Raw genomic sequence first — 19,842 nt, 5'->3', positions numbered from 1 at the left:
TATGACTTTAACAAGTTTAAACGACTATACAACATTACATAACGGCGTGAAAATGCCTTGGTTCGGCTTGGGTGTTTTTAAAGTTGAAGATGGTACAGAAGTAATTGATTCTGTAAAAGCAGCTATAAAAAATGGATACCGTAGTATCGATACTGCTGCGATATATAAAAACGAAGAAGGCGTTGGACAGGCAATTCAAGAATCTGGTATTCCTCGTGAAGAGTTATTCATCACTTCAAAAGTGTGGAATAGTGATCAAGGTTACGAGTCAACACTACAAGCATTTGAAACTACATTAGAAAAATTAGGTCTGGAATATTTAGATCTATATTTAGTACATTGGCCTGTAAAAGGAAAATACACTGAATCATGGAAAGCTTTAGAGCAGCTTTATAAAGATGGTCGTGTTCGTGCTATCGGTGTGAGTAATTTCCATATTCACCATTTGCAAGACGTATTTGAAATTGCAGAAATTAAACCAATGGTTAACCAAGTGGAATACCACCCACGTTTAGCACAAGAAGAATTACATGCCTTCTGTAAAGAACATAACATCCAGCTTGAAGCTTGGTCACCATTAATGCAGGGGCAGCTACTTAATCACCCAACATTACAAGAAATCGCTACGAAATATAATAAATCGACTGCACAAGTTATTTTACGTTGGGATCTACAAAATGAAGTTGTAACAATCCCTAAGTCTATTAAAGAACACCGCATTATTGAAAATGCAAACATCTTTGACTTTGAATTAAGCTCAGATGATATGAAAGCAATTCAAGCTTTAAATGAAAATCATCGCGTTGGTCCAGATCCAGATAACTTTAACTTCTAGTAGGGAAACCACTGCCATATGCAGTGGTTTTTTTTAAAAAATAAAACTGAAAATTTAAACTATATTCCATTTGATTGACACTTCATTATCTAAGGTGTAAGATTTTGAATTATCAAAGAAACACAAAAATTAATAAAATTTATTTGTTTACTCATTGTATCAAGAGAGGTGGAGGGACTGGCCCTTTGAAACCTCGGCAGCAGGTTCATTTTGAATACTGTGCCACTTCCTGCAAGCTTTGTGCTTGAAAGATAGAATGAGGGACTTCGTTTATATACGGGTGCATAACTTGTACGTAAAAATCCCTCTTTCTCAATACGAAAAGAGGGATTTTTTGTTTTTCATTTCCCTCATCATCATCCAATCTTATTAACTATTTAGGAGGAAAATCAAATGAAAAAGAAGTTTGTACCCGGTATTGCATCAGTTGTAGGAGTAAGTATTTTATTATCTGGTTGCGGTAGTTATAAAAACGAAGCGAGCGGAGCAAATGCAAAAGATGAGGCACCTAGTAAGCAAGTTTTAAACTTATCTTCTCCTACTGAGATTCGAACAATGGATACGGCTCGTGCTACAGATACTGATTCTGGTCAAGTAATGAGAAACGTATTTGAAGGTTTATACAATCTTGGTGAAGGTAATAAACCTGTTCCTGGCGTTGCGAAATCTCATGAAGTAAGTGCTGATAAAACGAAATACACATTCCATTTACGAGATTCAAAATGGTCGAACGGCACACCTGTAACAGCGAAAGATTTTGTCTTCGCTTGGCAAAGAGCTGTCGATCCAGCAACAGCTTCTGAATATGCTTTTTTATTCCTGGATATTAAAAACGCTAAAAAAATTAATAGCAAAGAACTCCCATCCGATCAACTTGGTATAAAAGCAGTTGATGACCATACGTTTGAAGTAGAATTAGAGCGCCCTGTTCCGTATTTTATTAGCTTAACGGCGTTCCCAACATTTCTACCAATCAACGAGGAATTCTTTAAAGCACAAGGTGATAAGTACGCTTTAGAAGATAACAAAATCTTGTACAACGGAGCTTTTACACTAAGCGATTGGAAGCATGAACAAAGCTTTAAATTTAAGAAAAACCCTACCTATTGGGATAAAGATAATGTCAAACTCGAAGAAATCAATTTCAACGTTGTGAAAGAGAAATCAACAGAAGTAAATTTATTCGAATCCAAACAATTAGACCGTATAAAACTAACATCTGACTTCGTTGATAAATATAAAAAGGATGCTAACTTTAAAGAACGTCCGAACGTAGGGGTACAGTTTTTACGTATGAATCAGCAAAACAAAGTACTTCAAAACGTTTCTGCACGCCAAGCAATCGATCAAACAATTGATCGAAAATCTTTTGTAAATACGTTATTAAATGATGGCTCTACACCAACCTTTAGTCTCGTGCCGAAAAACTTTGCAAAAGGGCCTGATGGAAAAGACTTCCGTACTGCAAACGGCGATTTAACAAAAGTTGATACAACATCTGCACAAGAATTATGGAAGAAAGCAAAAAAAGAACTTGGTTCTGAAAAGATAACATTAGAATTATTAACAAGTGATGGTGACCTTGAGAAGAAAACTGGTGAGTTCCTAAAAGGACAACTAGAAAAGAATTTAGATGGCTTAACGGTAAATATAAAACCGCAACCACGTAAACAACAAGTTTCACTCTTATTAAAAGGTGACTACGAGATTGGAATTGACGGTTGGAGCCCTGACTTTGCTGATCCAATTACATTCCTTGAACTATTTACGACGAATAACCCTTACAATTTAGATCATTACTCTAATAAAGAGTTTGATGAGACAATTGAAAAAGTTAAAACTACTTTGGCTGGTGATGAAAAAGCTCGCTGGGAAGCGTTACTAGCATCAGAAAAAATCTTATTTAAGGACTCTGTTATCGCTCCTCTTTACCAAAAAGGAGAATCTTATTTAGAGCGTTCTTATGTGAAAGGCATTGTGCAAGTAGACTTTGCAGGTCAATTAAACTTCAAATGGGCAAAAATTGAAAAATAAAGTGAAACTTTAATCAGCCCTCACCAATCGGGCTTTTACGGGCAGTTGATCCCCCCTAACTTCTTTGCTTTCACTGAATTTTGAGGCGAGGATCTTACTGCCCATTAATGCGGGATAAAATGCAACTTAGATCATCGTGTTCTCACCCACCCCCATTGTTTTTTTAGCAAAATATATTAAAAGCAGATTCCCTAATATGAGGAAATCTGCTTTTTCAATATATTATTCCAAGAAATTAACACTCCACTTTTTATTATTGACATATAGTTCTTTCCAGTGTTAATATTCTAAATAATCAAAGAAACAAAATATTTTATCATCAAAATGTAATGTCTACTAAGTTGAAACATATAACGATAGATTATAGTTCAACATGTATATACATATAGAATACCTGATTACCTATATACACATATTTATAATAGGTTTTCTCTCCTTCTATAGCTACACTTCAAGACATGGACATTATGACGTTACGAACAACACATTTAGGGAGGAAAGAACAATGAAGAAAAAAGTTGTACCTGTTGTTGCATCTGTTTTAGGGGCAAGTCTACTACTAACTGCTTGCGGGGGAAATAAAGATAATGCAGGCGGAGCAAAAGCGAACGATAAAGCACCTGATAAACAAGCGATTAACTTATCATTTGCTTCAGAAATTCCAACAATGGATGTTGCAAAAGCGACGGATGGGGAATCCATGAATGTAATGAGAAATGTTTTTGAAGGTTTATATGCTATAGGAGAAGATAATAAACCGATCCCTGGTGTTGCTGAATCGGTTGACATTAGTCCGGATAAAACAAAGTATACTTTCCATCTTCGTGATTCAAAATGGTCAAACGGTACTCCTGTTACAGCAAAAGATTTTATTTTCGCTTGGCAACGTGCCGTTAACCCTGAAACAGCTGCTGAATATGCATTCTTATTCTTTGATATAAAAAATGCGAAACAAATAAACCAAAAAGAAGTAGCAATCGATCAATTAGGCGTTAAAGCTCTTGACGATAAAACTTTAGAAGTACAACTGGACCGCCCTGTTCCCTACTTCTTAAGCTTAACGACATTTGCAACATTCTTACCAATCAATGAAGAGTATTTAAAATCTCAAGGCGATAAATACGGTTTAGAAACAAATCATTTAATTTACAATGGTGCTTTCACATTAGATAACTGGAAACATGAACAAAGCTTCCAATTGAAGAAGAACCCTAACTATTGGGATGCTAAAACTGTAAAACTAGAAGAAATCAACTTCAATGTCGTTAAAGATAAATCTACAGAAGTTAACTTATATGATTCAGGACAAATTGATCGTGTTGCTTTAACTGCGGAGTTTGTTGATAAGTATAAGAACGATTCCAACTTCAAGGAACGCGCTGAAGTCGGTATCCAATTCTTACGACTAAATCAGAAAAATGCAGTATTAAAAAATCAACATGCACGCCTCGCTATTAACGAAGCAATGAATAAAAAAGCGTACGTAGAAACAATTTTAAATAACGGTGCAATCCCAGCAGAAGGAATGGTTCCTGCGAAATTCGCAAAAAGTCCAGACGGTAATGACTTCCGTAAAGAGAATGGAAATCTAGTCAAAGATGATGTGAAATCTGCAAAAGAAAACTGGAAAAAAGCGAAACAAGAACTTGGTACTGACAAAGTAACAATTGAACTATTAACAAGTGATAATGCTTTAGCTAAGAAAACTGGTGAATATTTAAAAGGTGAATTAGAAAAGAATCTAGATGGATTAACAGTGAATTTAAAACCTCAACCACGTAAACAACAGTTAAAACTACTATTAAGTGGTGATTACGAAATTGGAATCGATGGCTGGGGCCCTGACTTCGCGGATCCTATTACATTCTTAGATCTATTCACAACAGATAGTGCTTATAACTTCGATAAATACTCTAACAAAGAGTACGACGAGCTTATTCGTAAAGTAAAAACTGATTTAGCTGGTGATGAAAAAGGTCGCTGGGAAGCAATGAAGCAAGCTGAAAAAATCTTATTACAAGATGGTGCTGTCGCTCCTTTATACCAACAAGGTCGCTCTTACTTACAACGCTCTTTCATTAAAGGACTTGTAACAACTGACTTCGGCGGTGAATTTAACTACAAGTGGACAGAAGTTGCAAAATAATAAACACTAGTAAAAAAGGTATCCCACGAAGGATACCTTTTTTACTTTATGCTTCTTTAACTACAGAACTTCCCCTCTTTACTATCACTTTTATACCTATAGTGATTCCCGCTACCAATTGTGTAACTAAAATAATAAATAATAACGAAATAATATTTTTTCTAAATTAACTCCGCCGAATATTATTGTATAATAACCATTCGCTGCGTATGTTGCGGGAAATAATCCCGAACGGCAAACCTGTTTTTCCAATGCAGTGATAAATACATATGTATTAATACTAAGAAGACTAAAAGGACGATTATCAACTCTCTTCATAGCTCTCTTTTTGTATTGAACCAAAACTCATCATAAATATAACCATAAATATCAAATATGTTCTCCACGTCAAAGAAGGTATATGCCCTGACCAAAGATAACTAATTAAATAGTTGATTCCCATAATACACGATGATACTACTAAACTAATACTTATCAATTTCACATATTTGAGCATATCTTTTCTCCTTACTTTTTAATTTTCTATTTCTTCAAATTGCAGATTCACCGGCTCTTCTAGGAGTGTTTCATAAAAGTTTTCTGCCAAATCTGTTGAAGGAATTTTTTCATCCACTTCATCAAAACGAATACTATCTAGCCAGACACAGCCTTCTCCTGATAATAAAACACCAAATGCAATACCAAGTGCTTCTTCTTTTATATCTAGTACAACCGAGTATGATTGCCAGTTATTCGTATTTTTAATTGGACGATTTTGCATGTTATCCATAGCAATAGGCTCTGTATCTTTTCCGTCTACTCGCATCCACAATCCTGCCCAGTCTTTTACATTTTCACTCTTAATAAATGCTGTTAAACGCAACTTCTTACCTACATATTTATCCGCTCGGAACATTTGCATTAATGTTGAAAACCCTCCGTGTGTAACGTTCTCTTTTCCTTTTATATATGCAGATACTTTTCCTTGATGAACAACTTCGTAATCTAAACCCATCTCATATTCAGCAGGATGACTTCCACTTAATACCCATCCTTTCGGTATACCTTTTTCCATTGAAACGCCCTCTCTTTCTATATAAAATGACTGGAAATATTTCCGATATTTTTTTGGTGGTAATTGAAACATTCTTTTAAAAGCTCTAGTAAATGCCTCTTGTGAGGAAAAGCCATTTTGCACTGCAATATCAATGACTGCTCTTTCAGTCGATACTAAAGCCTGTGCAGCATGAGTTAATCTTCTCTTACGAACATAATCCGTTACACTCATCCCAATATAACTTTGAAAAATACGATGAAAATGGTACATCGATACTGCCCCGTGAAATGCCACTCTTTCTGTTGTAAGCTCTTCATGTAAATGATTCTCTATATATTCGATTGCTTTTTTTATCATCTCTTTATATTCTTCATGCATTTCAGTACCTCCTTACAACTTCAATTTACCATATACATACAAATCATTTTTGATTTAAATTGCGGATTAATTCTTAAAGCTATAAGTAAATAATTTATTTTCAACACATACATAATTACATGAAATTGGGAAAAACTTGTATAGAACAAATTTACATAAGGAGGAATTTATAATGAGAATTTTACTATCAATTTTATTAGCTCTTATGCTAGTACCTGCATTAACAGGATGTAAAGCTCCTGCAAAAGAAGACACAACTTCTAATAAAAAGACTACAGAAGAGGCAAAAAACGAAGCTCCTGCTGATTTAAAGCTAAATTTCAATGAATTTGATTTAAAAGCGGACTATCAGGATACAAAGAAAGACTACGAAGCTGATTATAAAAATGTAGCAGCCGATAAAAAAATGGAAGCAAAAGTTGAAGACCATAAAGCAGATGTAAAATTAACAGGTGATGAAGCTATTACAAAATTAAGCCCTCTTCTACAAGAATTAAAATTCGATAAAAACACACCAGATCAAGAAGTAATCGATCAAGTAGTAAATGTATTCAAACTTGATAAAGACTATCAAAAATTCGCTTTAGAAGTTGTCTTCTCTGACGGAACGAAAAAAGAATATAAAAGAGAAATAAAATAAAGAAGTAGGCGGTTGCCTACTTCTTTATTTTTTAATTTTTACGTATCTTAGTTCTGGACTAGAACCGATAATGAATTGGACGCCAGATACTGATGATTTTTGTAAATACGAAGAGCTTGGGAAAATAATTGGGATTAATGGTGTATCATCAAACATAATATCTTCTGCTTTATGCAATAGGTCAAAGCGCTTATCTTCGTTTTGTTCAACTTCTGCTTCTTTTACTAAAGCGTCAAATTCTTTATTATGCCATTTTGCATAGTTGTTTGGACCATCACCTGCATATAAATCTAGTTTAGTAATTGGATCTAATAGAGAGCCGCCCCATCCCATATAAGCTAATTGGAAATCACTTTGCTTGTATGTGTCGATGTAACTCTTCCACTCTTTATTCTCTAATTTAATATCTACACCAAGATTTTTCTTAAACATTTCCTGCATTGCTTCTGCTACTTTTTTATGTTGTGTATCTGTAGTGAATTTTAATGTTACTTCAGGTAATGTAGACCAACCTTGCTCTTTCATGCCCTCTTCTAATAATTTTTTCGCTTCTGCTGAATCGAATTTTACGTAATCGCCTTTTTCTTTACGGAAATCACGACCACCTTGTGTTTTTGCTCCTTCTGGAACGAATGCATATGCTTCTTGTGCATTATTTTTATACAGTTTTTCAACGATAAACTTACGATCAACCGCTAATGAAAATGCCTTACGTACTTTCGCATTTGTAAACGGCTCTTTTTCTACGTTAAAGGAATAAATATAAGATGAGAATCCTGCAACACGCTTATATTCTTTGTTTCCTTTTTCTTTTTCAATCATCTCTTGTGGTAAACCACTTAGTAAATCTAATTCTTTTGACTTGTACAATTGGTACGCTGTTTTAGAATCTGGAATAATACGAAACTCAATTTCTTTTAATGTTACCTTTTTATCATAGTATTCTTTATTTTTTTGTACTGTAATAGCTTGGTTATGCTTCCATTCTTTTAATGTGAATGGTCCGTTCGTAATTAACTCTTTTGGATCTGTTTTTAATTTATTATTATCATCAATTGATTTTTTAGATAATGGAATAAATAATGAACTTGCTAATTTTTGTTTAATAGAAGCAACTGGGTGCTCAAGTGTTACCTTTAATGTTTGAGGATCAACGACTTGAATACCAACTTGTCCTTCTTCACCTTTTCCAGTATTATATGCCTCTGCTCCTTTAATAAAATACATTTCTGTCGCATTCATAGAACCCGTTTTCGGATTTAATAATCGCTTCCAGGCAAACTCAAAATCATTTGCTGTAATAGGAGAACCGTCCGACCAGTTAATATCTTTCTTTAAATGAATTGTATATTCAGTTCCATCAGCGTTTACTTCTTCTTTCTCTGCTAATTCATTTTGATATTTCCCGTCACTATCTTGCGTATATAAACTTGAAAACAATTGCCCAATTACATAACCTGACGTGCTATCTGTCGCAATGGCAGAATCAAGCGTATACGGATCGCTACTAATATTCGTTACTACTCGATCGCCTTCACCCTTACCAGCACTCGCCTTTTGCGTCTCTTTCTTACCGCAAGCAACAGAAGTAATTGCTAAAACAGTCATAATGACAAACAGTAAAAACTTCTTCATCCTACATTCTCCTTTAACCTGAAATTTTTGGTGTTGATGCTAATAATGTTTTTGTATAAGAATGTTGTGGATTACGGAATACTTCGTCCGTATATCCAAATTCAACAAGTTCTCCTTTGTATAAGACAGCCACTTTTTCACATAAATAGTGAACCATCGGTAAATCATGCGCGATAAATAAATATGTATAGCCTTGTTCCTTTTGAATCTTTTGCAACAAGTGCACAATTTGGATTTGAAGTGAAACATCTAATGCTGAAATTGGTTCATCAAGGATTAAAACTTCTGGCTCACATAATAACGCTCTTGCAATAGCAATACGTTGACGTTGTCCGCCGCTAAATTCGTGTGGATAGCGATCAATATATCGTCTATCTAATCCAACACGCTCTAGTGCATCACCTGCGACTTTATCTTTCAATCCTTTATCGCCTAAACCGAATGAAATATAGCCTTCTGTTACAATATCGCTTACTTTCCAGCGCGGATTTAATGCCGCTGTGGAATCTTGAAAAATGAACTGTACTTTCTGTAAGAAATCCCGCTTATGAGCTGACTTCAGCTTGTGAACAACTTGACCGTTATAATCAATTTCACCAGACGTTGGACGCTCGATCCCAGCTATGAGCTTACCAAGTGTTGTCTTTCCAGAACCACTTTCCCCAATAATGCCAAGCGTTGTTCCTTTCGGGATAGAAAGTGATATATCTTTTAAAGCTGCGATTTCTTTATTTTTACTTCCATACGTTTTCGTTACTTGCTTTACAGTAATTAAATCTGTCGTCATGAGGCATTCACCTTCTCTTTTGATTTCGCTTTATTATGCTCCAGAATATGTTGCCAGCAATGTGAGCTATGCTCCTCAGAATATGTCGTTCTCTCTGGGAAGCGATGAATACATTCTTTTATCGCTACTGGGCAACGATTTACAAAAGGACAACCAAAGCTATTTAATGTTTCAATGGAAGGTGTCGTTCCTTCTATAGCACGTAATACTTTTTCGGAATCATCCATATTCGGAATTGCTTGTAATAAACTTTTCGTATATGGATGCTTAGGTGAACCTATTACTTCTTGTATCGTCCCTTTTTCAACGACACGTCCTCCGTACATTACCACTACTCGATCAGCTACTTCACGTACAAGTGCCAAATCATGTGTAATTAATAAAATACTCGTATTTTGTTTTTCTTTTCTTGCTTTTAACAACTCCATAATTTGCTTTTGAATCGTTACATCTAATGCTGTTGTAGGTTCATCTGCAATAACAAGCTTTGGGTGACAAGCAAACGCAATTGCTAAACAAATACGCTGCCTCATCCCCCCACTTAATTGATACGGGTATTGTTCAAAGCGTTTCTCTGCTTCATGTATCCCTAAATCATTTAGTAAGTTAATCGCAATTTCTTTCGCTTCTTTTCTCGATTTCTTTTCATGTTGCAAAATTACTTCTGCAATTTGTTTGCCTACCTTCATCGTTGGGTTTAAAGATGAAAGCGGATCTTGAAAGATAAAGGAAATATCTTTCCCGCGAATTTGATTCCATTCTGATTCTTGTAAACCAGTTAATTCCTTTGATTTGAAAGATACATTTCCATCATCAATATGAATTGATTCTTGATTTAAGCCGATAATAGATTGTGCTGTAACACTTTTCCCTGAACCACTTTCTCCGACAAGTGCAACTATTTCACCTTCGTTAATAGAAAAGGAAACATGCTTCACAATCGCTTGCTTACTATTCTCTTTTTCAACGGCCAACGTTACGTTTTCTAAAGATAAGATTTGTGCCATGTTTTTTCTCCTTTCGATTACGTTTTACGATTTTCGGATCAATTGCATCTTGCAAACCATCACCAATCGCATTAAATGCGAACATGATGAATGCAATCATGATTGCCGGGAAGAATAGTTGCCACCATTCTCCGCTTAGTAACGTCCCAAGTGCATCGTTCGTCATCGTGCCCCAGCTTGCCGCCGGTGATTGTACTCCAAGTCCGATAAAGCTTAAAAATGATTCTGAGAAAATAGCTGCTGGAATGGTAAATGATAAATTTACGATAATAATCCCTGTTAAGTTTGGAATTAAATGCCCATATATAATTTTCATATGAGGTGTACCTAATCGCTCTGCTGCGATAACAAATTCTCTTTGTTTTAAAGACAAGACTTGCGCTCTAATGAGGCGTGCCATGCCAATCCATCCCGTCAATGCAAGGGCGATAATAATTGTAAAAAGGCCTGGTTTCATAACAATTAATAGTAAAATAACAATTAACAAATATGGAATACCGTATAACACTTCAATCCCTCTTATAATCCACTCGTCAATTAACGTTCCAAGACGATTACGTCCTCTCACATATCCACTAAAGCCACCAATTAGTACACCTAGCCCAATATCAAGAGCTGCTGCCACTAATCCAACTGTTAGTGAAATTTTCCCTCCAGCCCAAGTACGCGCCCATATGTCTCTTCCTAAATCATCTGTTCCGAACCAATGCTCACTACTAGGTGGTAAGTTTGTTGCTTCTTTTACTTGTTCACTCGCAGTAAATGACGTTAAACTTTCGCCAATAAGCGAGAAAACAATAATTAGTAATAACGTCACTGCCCCTAAAACTGCTATAGGGTTTGATATAAACTTGCGAAACACTTCCTTTTTCCGGCTAATCGTTTGCTGATCTTTATTTATCGTTAATTCTTTTTTCTCTTCATTCGTTAATAACTGGTCATTAATTTCATAAGCCCCCATTTAAACATCACCCTCCTTACGTAATAGAACGAATGCGCGGATCAACAATACGATGAATGATATCTGTAATAAAAATACATACAATTAATAGCGCACTATAGAAAATGGTTGTTCCCATAATCACCGGATAATCTCGGTTGAAAATACTGTCTACAAAATATTTTCCTAAACCAGGAATTGAAAAGATTTTTTCAATAACGAAAGTCCCTGTTAAAAGTCCAGCCATTAATGGGCCAACAAATGTAAGTACCGGAACAATCGCATTTCGAAGAGCATGTCTTATAATGATTTTCTTAATTGGTATACCTTTCGCTCTCGCTAGCTTAATATAATCACTCTGCAACACTTCAATCATATTAGAGCGAACAAATCTTGTAATAACTGCGATTGGTCCTAACGCTAATGCGAAGGAGGGTAATACAGTATGCTCAAATGTTCCCCAAGACGCCACTGGTAGTAATTCAAATTGTATGGCGAATACTTGTATAAATAGTGGTGCTAAAATAAAACTAGGAATAGAAATACCGAGAATCGCAAGCAAGCTCACACTATAATCAATCACTTTCCCATGATATAGCGCGGCAAATGTACCTGCGGCAATTCCGACTAACAATGAAATAACAAGTGCTTGTAAACCAATAATTGCCGATGGTCCAAAACCAGTTGTTATAATTTCCGATACACCTTGACCTGTCGATTGAACAGATTCGCCAAAATCAAAATGAACTACCCCATCCAAATAAGCAACATACTGATTCCATAACGGTTCATCAAGGTGATACTTCGCTCTCATGTTTTGTATTACTTCTTCAGGAAAGATTTTCGCATCTGATGAAAACGGATCACCTGGAATAATATGCATAATTAAAAATGTTATTGTCGTAATGACCCATAGCGTGAATACCATAACCGATAGTTTTTTAATAACATACACTTCAATAACCCCCTAAACAAATGGATTTACTTTGTTTTATTGACATATTTGTTGCCATTACTCCTTCTCTACTTCTTAAAACACAAAAAGCCTTGATCTTAAAAAATAAGATCAAGGCTTAATAAACGAAGGCCCATCACTTATCTTTCAAGACTTGCTTGCTGGAATTAGCACGGTGTTCCTGTTACAGAACCCGCTGCTGAGGTGTCATAGGGCCAGTCCCTCTACCTCTCTGGATAAGTAAATTGCTATATTATTATTTGGTTCAAATTGTATATTTTGAATTATAATTCTGAAAAAATGAAAAGTCAATCAAATTGGATATATTTAGAAAAATCAGTTTTCTATTATATTAGTTATTGAAATTACAATCTTTCACTTATAATAAAAAGAAATTGTATTAAAGGAGTTATAAGATGGATCCACTACTTCTGGCTACTATAGGATTGCCATTAACAATCGTCATACTCGTCATCATCGGCTTCTATAAACTCTTCATTAAAAAGAAAAGCATCACTTCTTTTTACACTCCATTCGATAATATTACTGGACAAACAATTTCAGAATTTCACGAAGAACAGAAGATATTAGTATCCGAGGATGAAGACGGAGATGGTAAAAAGAAAAAATAACCTTGCGCATGCGCAAGGTTATTTTTTCGCCTCTGTTTGAAAGCGTTTATAGTATGTCGATGCTGTTGAAAAATTAATTTCTATATCACGAATCAACGATGAATCTTCTTCTTTAGCTAACTTCTGTAATTTTTTCATCGCTTGTTCTGCTTCATTTAAGAAACCAACATATAGTTCATGTTCGTCCTCTTTCGACTTCGGCACACGAATTTCTTTACGCATATGATCAATATCTTCTAACATGCCCGTCGTTACCTTCTGCACGTCTTCTTTATATTTAGCATCCGTTATTTCCTTACCGCCCTTTTCTTTTGCCACTTCCCATAACTGTAATGCTTTATTAATCTCTTTGTTCATCTTCATATCATATTTTTCATGTATTTCGCGATACACTTTCATCTCTTCTGTTTGTTCAGTAGATTGCTCTACCTTTTCTTTCGGTTCTTTCGTATCTTTATTTCCATTACACCCTGCTAGAAGGAGCATACTTCCCATTACAGCAATACCCAAAACCTTCTTCATCTCTTCTTCTCCTTTTATCTACAGCTATTACTCATTATAGTTTCTTTTATCTCCACTTGTTATTATACCGAGAACACCCTACTTTTTACACTTAAGACGAGCTCTTAATATACACACCAACATTTTTGTCACAGTATCGTCACTTTATGCAAATAACTTTTGCATCACCTTACAACACTGTATAAGTTATTTCAAAGAAATGAAAAAAGAGCTGATTCAACACATGTTTGAATCAGCTCTTTTTTATAAATTAAGCCTCTAAATTTTGTCTTTGTTGCAGTTCAAACTGCTTCTCACTTCTTCTGGCCATAAATAGATAACATAACACAGCACCAATTTCACAAAGCGCTATCACAACCCCCATCGGTAATGCGGTATTGCTTCCGCCAATACCTACTAATGGTGCAACAAGTGCTCCTGAAATGAACTGTAATAAACCTAGTAAAGCTGATGCTGTTCCTGCTGCTTGTTTTTGATTTCTCATCGCTAACGAGAAGCCGGTTGTTGATACAACCCCAACACTTGATACAACAAGAAATAGCGAGCATAAAACACCGATTAGCCCTATTCCTAATACGATTGTAAGTAGTAATGATAGACCGCCAACAGCCGCAATAATAATACCAGCAACAAATAAAGTTTTCTCATTAACTTTCCCTGCTAAACGGCCCGTAACCTGACTAGCAATAATAATACCGATACCGTTAATCGCAAAGAATAAGCTAAATTGCTGTGGTGATGCTCCGTATATGTTCTGCAACACAAACGGTGAACCAGAAATATAAGCAAACATTGCAGCTGTTACTAATCCTTGCGACAATGCATACCCCATAAATAAACGATCTTTCAGAAGCTTTCCGTATGTTGCAAGCGTTCCTGATAATCCACCTGTCTCTCTTTCTTCAGGAGGTAATGTTTCACGTAATACGAAAGTAGCTGATATTAGCATGAATACACTAATTGCTCCAAGAACGATAAAAACGCCGCGCCATGATGTGAACTGTAATAATTGCCCTCCAATAATCGGTGCCAAAATAGGCGCTGCTCCGTTTACTAACATAAGCAGTGAGAAAAACTTCGTCATTTCAGAACCTGAATACATATCACGTACCATTGCACGTGATATAACGATACCAGCAGATCCTGAAGCACCTTGTAAGAAACGTAAAAGCACTAAACTCCAAATCGATGGTGCAACAGCACAAAGTAAAGAAGAAGCAACATAAATAATAAGAGCGATAATAAGAGGTTTGCGTCTTCCGTAAATGTCACTAATTGAACCAATAAATAACTGCCCTACTGAAAGCCCAAGCAGACAAGCAGTTAATGTAAGCTGCGCGAGGGATGCACCCGTTTGTAAATCATCCGTTAACTTTGGTAAAGAAGGCAAATACATATCAATAGATAATGGCCCAATTGCCGTAAGTGTCCCTAATACAAGAATCATCCATAACCTGTTTGTCTTTACAGGTTTATATATTTCGTGATTAACTCCATTCACTTTTTCCATTCACCCTTTCATATAAACACTTAATCGTAACAATTATAGTTACAACATGAATATACGTCAAGTATACCGTATTTTCCTGTTTAATAATGTAAAAAAAGCGATAGAATCTCTATCGCTTTACTTTTTCAAATTACTATTTGTAAATTTAGATACAGATGCCATCATTTCTCCTGTGTCTAAATATGTGATTTGAATTGGATCTCCTACTTCTGTAAACATTGCATATGGGAATTTCTTCGCCGGTACCATGAATACTTTTTGCTCGTTTTCTAATAGTACGTACACAATCGTATTTTCACCTGATTTTTCTTTATACACACGTTGTACAGTACCTTCTTTTTGCGCTTCTTTCCCATTTGAAGTCGGTCTAAATGAATCACCACTTCCGCTCAGCGCATTTTTATAATTCTCAAGTGCTTCTTTTTGCGTTGAACCTGTTGCAAACACTTTTGCATTAGAAGCATATATGACAGTATGAGCACGTACTAATCCGCCGTCATCAATAACCGGTACAATCCAAGAAGGTTTACCATATACGTTATAAATAACCGGCATCGTTCCATGCCATTTCTCTCTCTTAAAGGAATTATCCACTACTTCTGTAGCAGCCGAACCGTCCATAATTCCCTTCACTTCTTTTCCGTTGTAGTAATACAACTTTCCTGTACGTGCATCAACTAATGAGTAGCCGAGGGCAGAATCTACGCCTTCTTTCGGAGAGGTGAAATCTGTAAAGTAATACAGTTTACCATCCTTTCCGAAGATTGGCGTAACGCCTTCCTTCGTCCCCCACTCAGTCGGCATCTTCATGTCAGTTTGTGAAAATTTCGTATTCCAAAATCCGTGAATGTATTTTCCGAAGTACGTATTTAACGTAGATGCTGTTTCATGATTTAATACACCATCAACGAATTTAGGTGCATTCCCTTTATCGTATCGTTTCACATCACCTGTTTGTGCATCAACAACGACAACGCCTTCTACTTCAAACCCTGATCTTCCTGAAATAAACTCGCCGTATGTCATTGTATAATACGGTTTTCCTTTATCATCAACTTCAAATTTTGGTTTCCCTTTAAAAACTAAATCTGGCTCTGCTTTTCGAACGACACGTTCTAATTTATTACCGAAAAACATGCTTGGTACATACTTCATTTTATATCCAAGATGTAATTTCGCTTCCGCATCAGGATTTGTACCTGACATCGTTACGTAACCTGGAATTGTTTCCGCTTTACGTGCTTTAAAAAATCCTGAAACTTCTATCGGTGCTACATATAAAGCCTCACCATTTACCATTTGTGGCGTTAATTCCCCTAGCTCAAAATAAGCTACTTTCGGAATATCACCAAATACCTTTTTCATTTTATTTTCCGCTGTTTTAGGCGGAACTGTAAACGGTTGGTCATTTTCAGTAAATGGCTCTGAGATATCTTTCTCTACCTTCACGACCGAATCATATTTCTTTTGCGAGATTACTATATCGTGCAAATAACCAAAATAGCCGTAACTTGCGAGTAAAAGGAACATTAGAAGTCCTTTTAACGTACCTTCTAATTTCCCTACCTGCTCTTGTGAGAATAAAACAAGCCCAATTAAAATCGCTACTGCAACAGAATAATGAGTAAGAATAGAATCTGCTCGATCATCAATTAGCCAGAAATATTCATAGATTGCAATACCTATCCAAAATAAAACAGGAATAACTAAAATAGATGATTTCTTACCCTTTACAACTTTCTCATTTCCTCCTTTATCCACCGCGCGAATTTTATTACCGCTTCTAGTCCATGGAATCAAAAACAAAGTGAGAATAGCTAAAACTATAAATTTCATCAAAGGCAATGTCCCCTTTTCTTTTGTCTTCTCCATAAGTATAACAAATAAAGGGTAATCAGGTAAAAATGGGAATGGAAATACTTTTAATTACTTATCACCGCGGCTTAATACAAATCCACTAACTACATATAAAACTGAAGCAATGTAAAAAATAGTCCCTATCGTAAAGAAATCCACTAGGTAACCAGTTGCAATTATAGCTACTCCGCCCCCAATTGATGTCCATACATGGTATTTTCCAATTTCGTAACCAGCTTCCTTATGCGCTACCTTTCGTGCTAACGATGTCTTCTCCGTATTACGCTGCACAGCACCTAAAATACCCATTAAAATTTGGAGAATGTATACATGCCAAACTTCTGTTGCAATAGGGAAAAAAAGCATTAATATAGCCATGGACCATGCGTATATAATTAATAACTTTCTATCACCTACCCTATCAGAGATTCTTCCAACTAACGGATATACTAGAGCTGAAGTTAAGGCAAATAAGCCGTACGCCCAGCCAAATTGCGAGAAACTATTTCCTACATTTCGAAGCAATAGTATATAAAAAGGAAATACCATACTACCCGCCATCATAATAATGCTTTGTGAGGCTACAAATCTTCTATATGTCATTTGCTATACTCCTTATAAAATAAATTCACAAACCTTTCCTCTGGGTCTACTTCCTTCTTCTTCTGAAGGAATTCTTCTATGCGAGGATACGCTTTCTTTAGTTGCTCCTTTTCCGGATAAGAATAATACGGTAAATAATAACTTCCATTATGCTTTAACGTAACATCAATCATCTTTTGAATGACCACTTTTGTTTTCTTTATTTCATCTTCAGAACGCCCTTGATTAATTAGAAGCACAAGCGCAAACATATCATCTTTCGCATAAGATAGCACCGCATTCTCATTCTTTTCTACATAGCGGATTGTAATGTTAAGAAGGTTTAATTCCTCTTCATTTAAAACGCTTCGCAAATCATCTATATACGCTGCAAAACCATCTATCGGTACAAAGTACTCTTGTAAAACTTCGGTCAAGTTTGGATTATCGTATTCCATAAAAGTACTATCAGATCTCATTACGTTATTTCGCGTTTCGTACTTACCATCTGTACGTTCAAAATAACTTCTTTGTATGTCCCAAAATGCGCCCTTTCCCCAGTCACTATAACGTGATAACCCGAGCAAAAATTTCGGCGTAGCTATAATATTTTCTTCTTTTAATTTGCTGTACTCTTTCAACTTCTGTTGATCTTCTGCCAGTACATAATCTGTCACATACATCTCTTTTAAAAATGAATTTGGGGCAACAGAAATACGTGCTAAATGCATACGTATATTCTCATCCCTTCGCACTTTATTCTTAAAGTATGAAGAGTATTCTTTATAATCTAGTACTTTCGTATGCGTTTCATACAATTCATCGTTTGTTAACTGTAGCGTCACATCTAAAATCACACCAAATAATCCATATCCCCCAATTACATACGGAAACAAGTCAGCATTTTCTTCTCTATTTACATTACGCACCGTACCATCTGCCATTAACAATCTGAACGACTCTACTGTACCAATCAATGCTTCATGACGAATATCACGCCCATGTACATTTACACTTAATGAACCACCAACAGTAAAAATATTTTGAGATTGCATCACTTGAACTGCAAGACCATATGGATTGATTTTCTTTTGAATGTCATTCCATGTGACACCGCTTTGCACCCTAATCCTCTTCTTCTCCGGATCGAATTCTAATATTTCATTATATCCTTTCATATCAAGCATCGTACCGTTCGGATAATACGTCTGTCCGCCTTGGCTATGTTGCATACCTGCAATAGAAATCTTCTCTCCAGAAACATTTGCATCTTGCACTAACTGTTTTAATGAACGTTCATCCTCAGCATTTTCAACACGTTTAATTTTCGTTGGAAGCAACTTTCCTACATCGCTCATAATAGGATGTTCTAGTTGCTCTTTATATGTATTTATAGATGTCGCAAGCAACACTGTATAAGCTACAATGACCACCGCTATCTTTCTTTTTTTCAAATGACACTCTCCTCTTCCACAGTTTTCCCTCTTCATATTGTACCTATTTTCCTAAGAAGAAAGTATAAAAAAGAGAGGGCACCTTATTTTAGGTCCCCCCTGATCAAAACTGTTACTTTGCTGCCGGCAATTGTATTGGGTCAAACTTTTCGTACGACGTATATTTTGCATTCGTAATAATGTGTGCCTTATCCTTACCATTACTACTCATAATCATATCTATCTTCGCTGATTCATATTTAAAATCTTTTGTAATGATATATTCTGCATCCACTTCTTCTATCTTCGCATTTTGTGCTTGTAACATTTTCTTCTGCGTTTCATCCATGCTAGTTAACATACTTTCTGTTTCTTGCCCTTTTAATGTAAATTTCAGTTTATATTTATCTCCGCTTTTCTCCATCTTCATTTTATCTAAAACTACTGCTGGTACTTCTAAATTATCTATAATATCTTGAGTCGCTTTCATTCCACCAGCGTTTAATTGCTCCTCTGGTACGGTTATAACTTCTCCTGTATTAGGGTTTTTCACCTCACCAGCAACTTTACCATCCACAGTATACACTACAACATCTGTACCAGAAATATTCATTTCAGAACGAGAATTCTTTGTCTTTGGCTCTAATTGCATCTTAGCCTTTAATATATCCATCTCTGTTCCCTCAGCTTTTAACCCTACATCATATGTCATCGTTACATTTTCTTCATTTTTAAAAGCTTCGTTCGTTTTCTTGAAAACATCCTTCGCTTCTAATTCCTTTTCTTTTTGCATGGCTTCTTTTTTCGGTTCATCAGTCTTTGTTGTTTTCTCATTGCTACACCCTACCCCTAGACTGATTGCAAGCACTAAACTTGAAATAATAATAGTTTTTTTCATAATGTCGCCCCCTTT

General features: G+C 35.7%; 18 protein-coding genes, 1 pseudogene and 2 riboswitches. Of the genes and pseudogenes, 5 read left to right on the top strand and 14 right to left on the bottom strand.

Annotation, left to right across the window (positions count from 1 at the left end):
• Position 1 precedes the first annotated feature (1 nt).
• From MKX37_RS01105 to MKX37_RS01095, 3 genes are all read left to right on the top strand, one after another.
• Positions 2-835, top strand: a complete 834-nt coding sequence (locus MKX37_RS01105; protein ID WP_002063472.1) for an aldo/keto reductase — start codon at positions 2-4, stop codon at positions 833-835.
• Positions 836-988: 153 nt separating this feature from the next.
• Positions 989-1,093, top strand: a riboswitch (SAM riboswitch).
• A 135-nt stretch (positions 1,094-1,228) separates the two neighbouring features.
• Complete coding sequence (locus tag MKX37_RS01100) at positions 1,229-2,869, top strand: peptide ABC transporter substrate-binding protein (RefSeq protein WP_002187524.1); 1,641 nt, start codon at positions 1,229-1,231, stop codon at positions 2,867-2,869.
• 505 nt (positions 2,870-3,374) lie between these two features.
• A complete protein-coding gene (locus tag MKX37_RS01095; protein WP_002124743.1) occupies positions 3,375-5,015 on the top strand; it encodes a peptide ABC transporter substrate-binding protein in 1,641 nt (546 codons plus the stop codon).
• A gap of 46 nt (positions 5,016-5,061) precedes the next feature.
• Here MKX37_RS01095 and MKX37_RS01090 read toward each other — a convergent pair.
• The 3 genes and pseudogenes from MKX37_RS01090 to MKX37_RS01080 form a co-directional block, all read right to left on the bottom strand.
• Positions 5,062-5,333 (bottom strand): annotated as a pseudogene (locus tag MKX37_RS01090) (hypothetical protein).
• The gene (locus MKX37_RS01085; protein WP_002124741.1) at positions 5,320-5,511 is read right to left on the bottom strand and encodes a hypothetical protein; all 192 of its coding nucleotides are present in this window, start codon (positions 5,509-5,511) and stop codon (positions 5,320-5,322) included. Before MKX37_RS01085 ends, MKX37_RS01090 begins: the two are co-directional and overlap by 14 nt.
• Before the next feature lie 18 nt (positions 5,512-5,529).
• A complete protein-coding gene (locus MKX37_RS01080) occupies positions 5,530-6,429 on the bottom strand; it encodes a helix-turn-helix domain-containing protein (protein ID WP_050001241.1) in 900 nt (299 codons plus the stop codon).
• 172 nt (positions 6,430-6,601) lie between these two features.
• Between MKX37_RS01080 and MKX37_RS01075 the strand changes: the two genes are divergently transcribed.
• Positions 6,602-7,069 (top strand): YusW family protein, encoded by a 468-nt coding sequence (locus MKX37_RS01075; RefSeq protein ID WP_002187526.1) that lies wholly within the window; start codon positions 6,602-6,604, stop codon positions 7,067-7,069.
• A 24-nt stretch (positions 7,070-7,093) separates the two neighbouring features.
• On the opposite strand, the gene MKX37_RS01070 is transcribed toward MKX37_RS01075, so the two are convergent.
• The 5 genes from MKX37_RS01070 to MKX37_RS01050 are packed head-to-tail and all read right to left on the bottom strand — an operon-like array spanning position 7,094 to position 12,393.
• Positions 7,094-8,704, bottom strand: a complete 1,611-nt coding sequence (locus MKX37_RS01070; protein WP_078422260.1) for a peptide ABC transporter substrate-binding protein — start codon at positions 8,702-8,704, stop codon at positions 7,094-7,096.
• Between the two features lie 13 nt (positions 8,705-8,717).
• On the bottom strand, positions 8,718-9,491 hold the full coding sequence (locus tag MKX37_RS01065; RefSeq protein ID WP_078422259.1) for an ABC transporter ATP-binding protein: 774 nt from the start codon (positions 9,489-9,491) through the stop codon (positions 8,718-8,720).
• Positions 9,488-10,498: an ABC transporter ATP-binding protein gene (locus MKX37_RS01060; RefSeq protein ID WP_002124734.1), complete on the bottom strand. Its 1,011-nt coding sequence runs from the start codon at positions 10,496-10,498 to the stop codon at positions 9,488-9,490. Before MKX37_RS01060 ends, MKX37_RS01065 begins: the two co-directional genes overlap by 4 nt.
• On the bottom strand, positions 10,455-11,459 hold the full coding sequence (locus tag MKX37_RS01055; RefSeq protein WP_002124733.1) for an ABC transporter permease: 1,005 nt from the start codon (positions 11,457-11,459) through the stop codon (positions 10,455-10,457). Before MKX37_RS01055 ends, MKX37_RS01060 begins: the two co-directional genes overlap by 44 nt.
• A 16-nt stretch (positions 11,460-11,475) precedes the next feature.
• On the bottom strand, positions 11,476-12,393 hold the full coding sequence (locus MKX37_RS01050; RefSeq protein ID WP_002124730.1) for an ABC transporter permease: 918 nt from the start codon (positions 12,391-12,393) through the stop codon (positions 11,476-11,478).
• A 137-nt stretch (positions 12,394-12,530) separates the two neighbouring features.
• Positions 12,531-12,636, bottom strand: a riboswitch (SAM riboswitch).
• A 173-nt stretch (positions 12,637-12,809) separates the two neighbouring features.
• Between MKX37_RS01050 and MKX37_RS01045 the strand changes: the two genes are divergently transcribed.
• Positions 12,810-13,025: a DUF3951 domain-containing protein gene (locus MKX37_RS01045; RefSeq protein WP_000371388.1), complete on the top strand. Its 216-nt coding sequence runs from the start codon at positions 12,810-12,812 to the stop codon at positions 13,023-13,025.
• 18 nt (positions 13,026-13,043) lie between these two features.
• On the opposite strand, the gene MKX37_RS01040 is transcribed toward MKX37_RS01045, so the two are convergent.
• From MKX37_RS01040 to MKX37_RS01015, 6 genes are all read right to left on the bottom strand, one after another.
• A complete protein-coding gene (locus tag MKX37_RS01040; protein WP_002124728.1) occupies positions 13,044-13,547 on the bottom strand; it encodes a hypothetical protein in 504 nt (167 codons plus the stop codon).
• Positions 13,548-13,797: 250 nt separating this feature from the next.
• Positions 13,798-15,057, bottom strand: a complete 1,260-nt coding sequence (locus MKX37_RS01035; RefSeq protein ID WP_003186924.1) for a multidrug effflux MFS transporter — start codon at positions 15,055-15,057, stop codon at positions 13,798-13,800.
• 117 nt (positions 15,058-15,174) lie between these two features.
• Complete coding sequence (locus tag MKX37_RS01030; protein WP_002124726.1) at positions 15,175-16,893, bottom strand: DUF3981 domain-containing protein; 1,719 nt, start codon at positions 16,891-16,893, stop codon at positions 15,175-15,177.
• Between the two features lie 90 nt (positions 16,894-16,983).
• Positions 16,984-17,517 (bottom strand): MFS transporter, encoded by a 534-nt coding sequence (locus MKX37_RS01025; protein WP_002091456.1) that lies wholly within the window; start codon positions 17,515-17,517, stop codon positions 16,984-16,986.
• Positions 17,514-18,950: an FAD-binding oxidoreductase gene (locus MKX37_RS01020; RefSeq protein WP_078422258.1), complete on the bottom strand. Its 1,437-nt coding sequence runs from the start codon at positions 18,948-18,950 to the stop codon at positions 17,514-17,516. The genes MKX37_RS01025 and MKX37_RS01020 overlap by 4 nt, the downstream gene beginning before the upstream one ends.
• Before the next feature lie 112 nt (positions 18,951-19,062).
• Positions 19,063-19,827: a DUF6612 family protein gene (locus tag MKX37_RS01015; RefSeq protein ID WP_002009840.1), complete on the bottom strand. Its 765-nt coding sequence runs from the start codon at positions 19,825-19,827 to the stop codon at positions 19,063-19,065.
• Positions 19,828-19,842 lie beyond the last annotated feature (15 nt).

Origin of the sequence: Bacillus sp. FSL R5-0709 (assembly GCF_038004785.1) — a bacterium.
Classification (GTDB): Bacteria; Bacillota; Bacilli; order Bacillales; family Bacillaceae_G; genus Bacillus_A; species Bacillus_A mycoides.
The sequence above is the reverse complement of the archived record's forward strand: the minus strand, read 5'-3'. Positions and strand labels throughout refer to the sequence as shown.

Bases quoted from the DNA above. Each gene is read 5' to 3' on its own strand.
- MKX37_RS01030 (WP_002124726.1), bottom strand. From the start codon at position 16,893: ATGAAATTTATAGTTTTAGCTATTCTCACTTTGTTTTTGATTCCATGG.
- MKX37_RS01025 (WP_002091456.1), bottom strand. From the start codon at position 17,517: ATGACATATAGAAGATTTGTAGCCTCACAAAGCATTATTATGATGGCG.
- MKX37_RS01045 (WP_000371388.1), top strand. From the start codon at position 12,810: ATGGATCCACTACTTCTGGCTACTATAGGATTGCCATTAACAATCGTC.
- MKX37_RS01040 (WP_002124728.1), bottom strand. From the start codon at position 13,547: ATGAAGAAGGTTTTGGGTATTGCTGTAATGGGAAGTATGCTCCTTCTA.
- MKX37_RS01105 (WP_002063472.1), top strand. From the start codon at position 2: ATGACTTTAACAAGTTTAAACGACTATACAACATTACATAACGGCGTG.
- MKX37_RS01070 (WP_078422260.1), bottom strand. From the start codon at position 8,704: ATGAAGAAGTTTTTACTGTTTGTCATTATGACTGTTTTAGCAATTACT.
- MKX37_RS01085 (WP_002124741.1), bottom strand. From the start codon at position 5,511: ATGCTCAAATATGTGAAATTGATAAGTATTAGTTTAGTAGTATCATCG.
- MKX37_RS01075 (WP_002187526.1), top strand. From the start codon at position 6,602: ATGAGAATTTTACTATCAATTTTATTAGCTCTTATGCTAGTACCTGCA.
- MKX37_RS01095 (WP_002124743.1), top strand. From the start codon at position 3,375: ATGAAGAAAAAAGTTGTACCTGTTGTTGCATCTGTTTTAGGGGCAAGT.
- MKX37_RS01065 (WP_078422259.1), bottom strand. From the start codon at position 9,491: ATGACGACAGATTTAATTACTGTAAAGCAAGTAACGAAAACGTATGGA.
- MKX37_RS01035 (WP_003186924.1), bottom strand. From the start codon at position 15,057: ATGGAAAAAGTGAATGGAGTTAATCACGAAATATATAAACCTGTAAAG.
- MKX37_RS01060 (WP_002124734.1), bottom strand. From the start codon at position 10,498: ATGGCACAAATCTTATCTTTAGAAAACGTAACGTTGGCCGTTGAAAAA.
- MKX37_RS01080 (WP_050001241.1), bottom strand. From the start codon at position 6,429: ATGCATGAAGAATATAAAGAGATGATAAAAAAAGCAATCGAATATATA.
- MKX37_RS01055 (WP_002124733.1), bottom strand. From the start codon at position 11,459: ATGGGGGCTTATGAAATTAATGACCAGTTATTAACGAATGAAGAGAAA.
- MKX37_RS01100 (WP_002187524.1), top strand. From the start codon at position 1,229: ATGAAAAAGAAGTTTGTACCCGGTATTGCATCAGTTGTAGGAGTAAGT.
- MKX37_RS01015 (WP_002009840.1), bottom strand. From the start codon at position 19,827: ATGAAAAAAACTATTATTATTTCAAGTTTAGTGCTTGCAATCAGTCTA.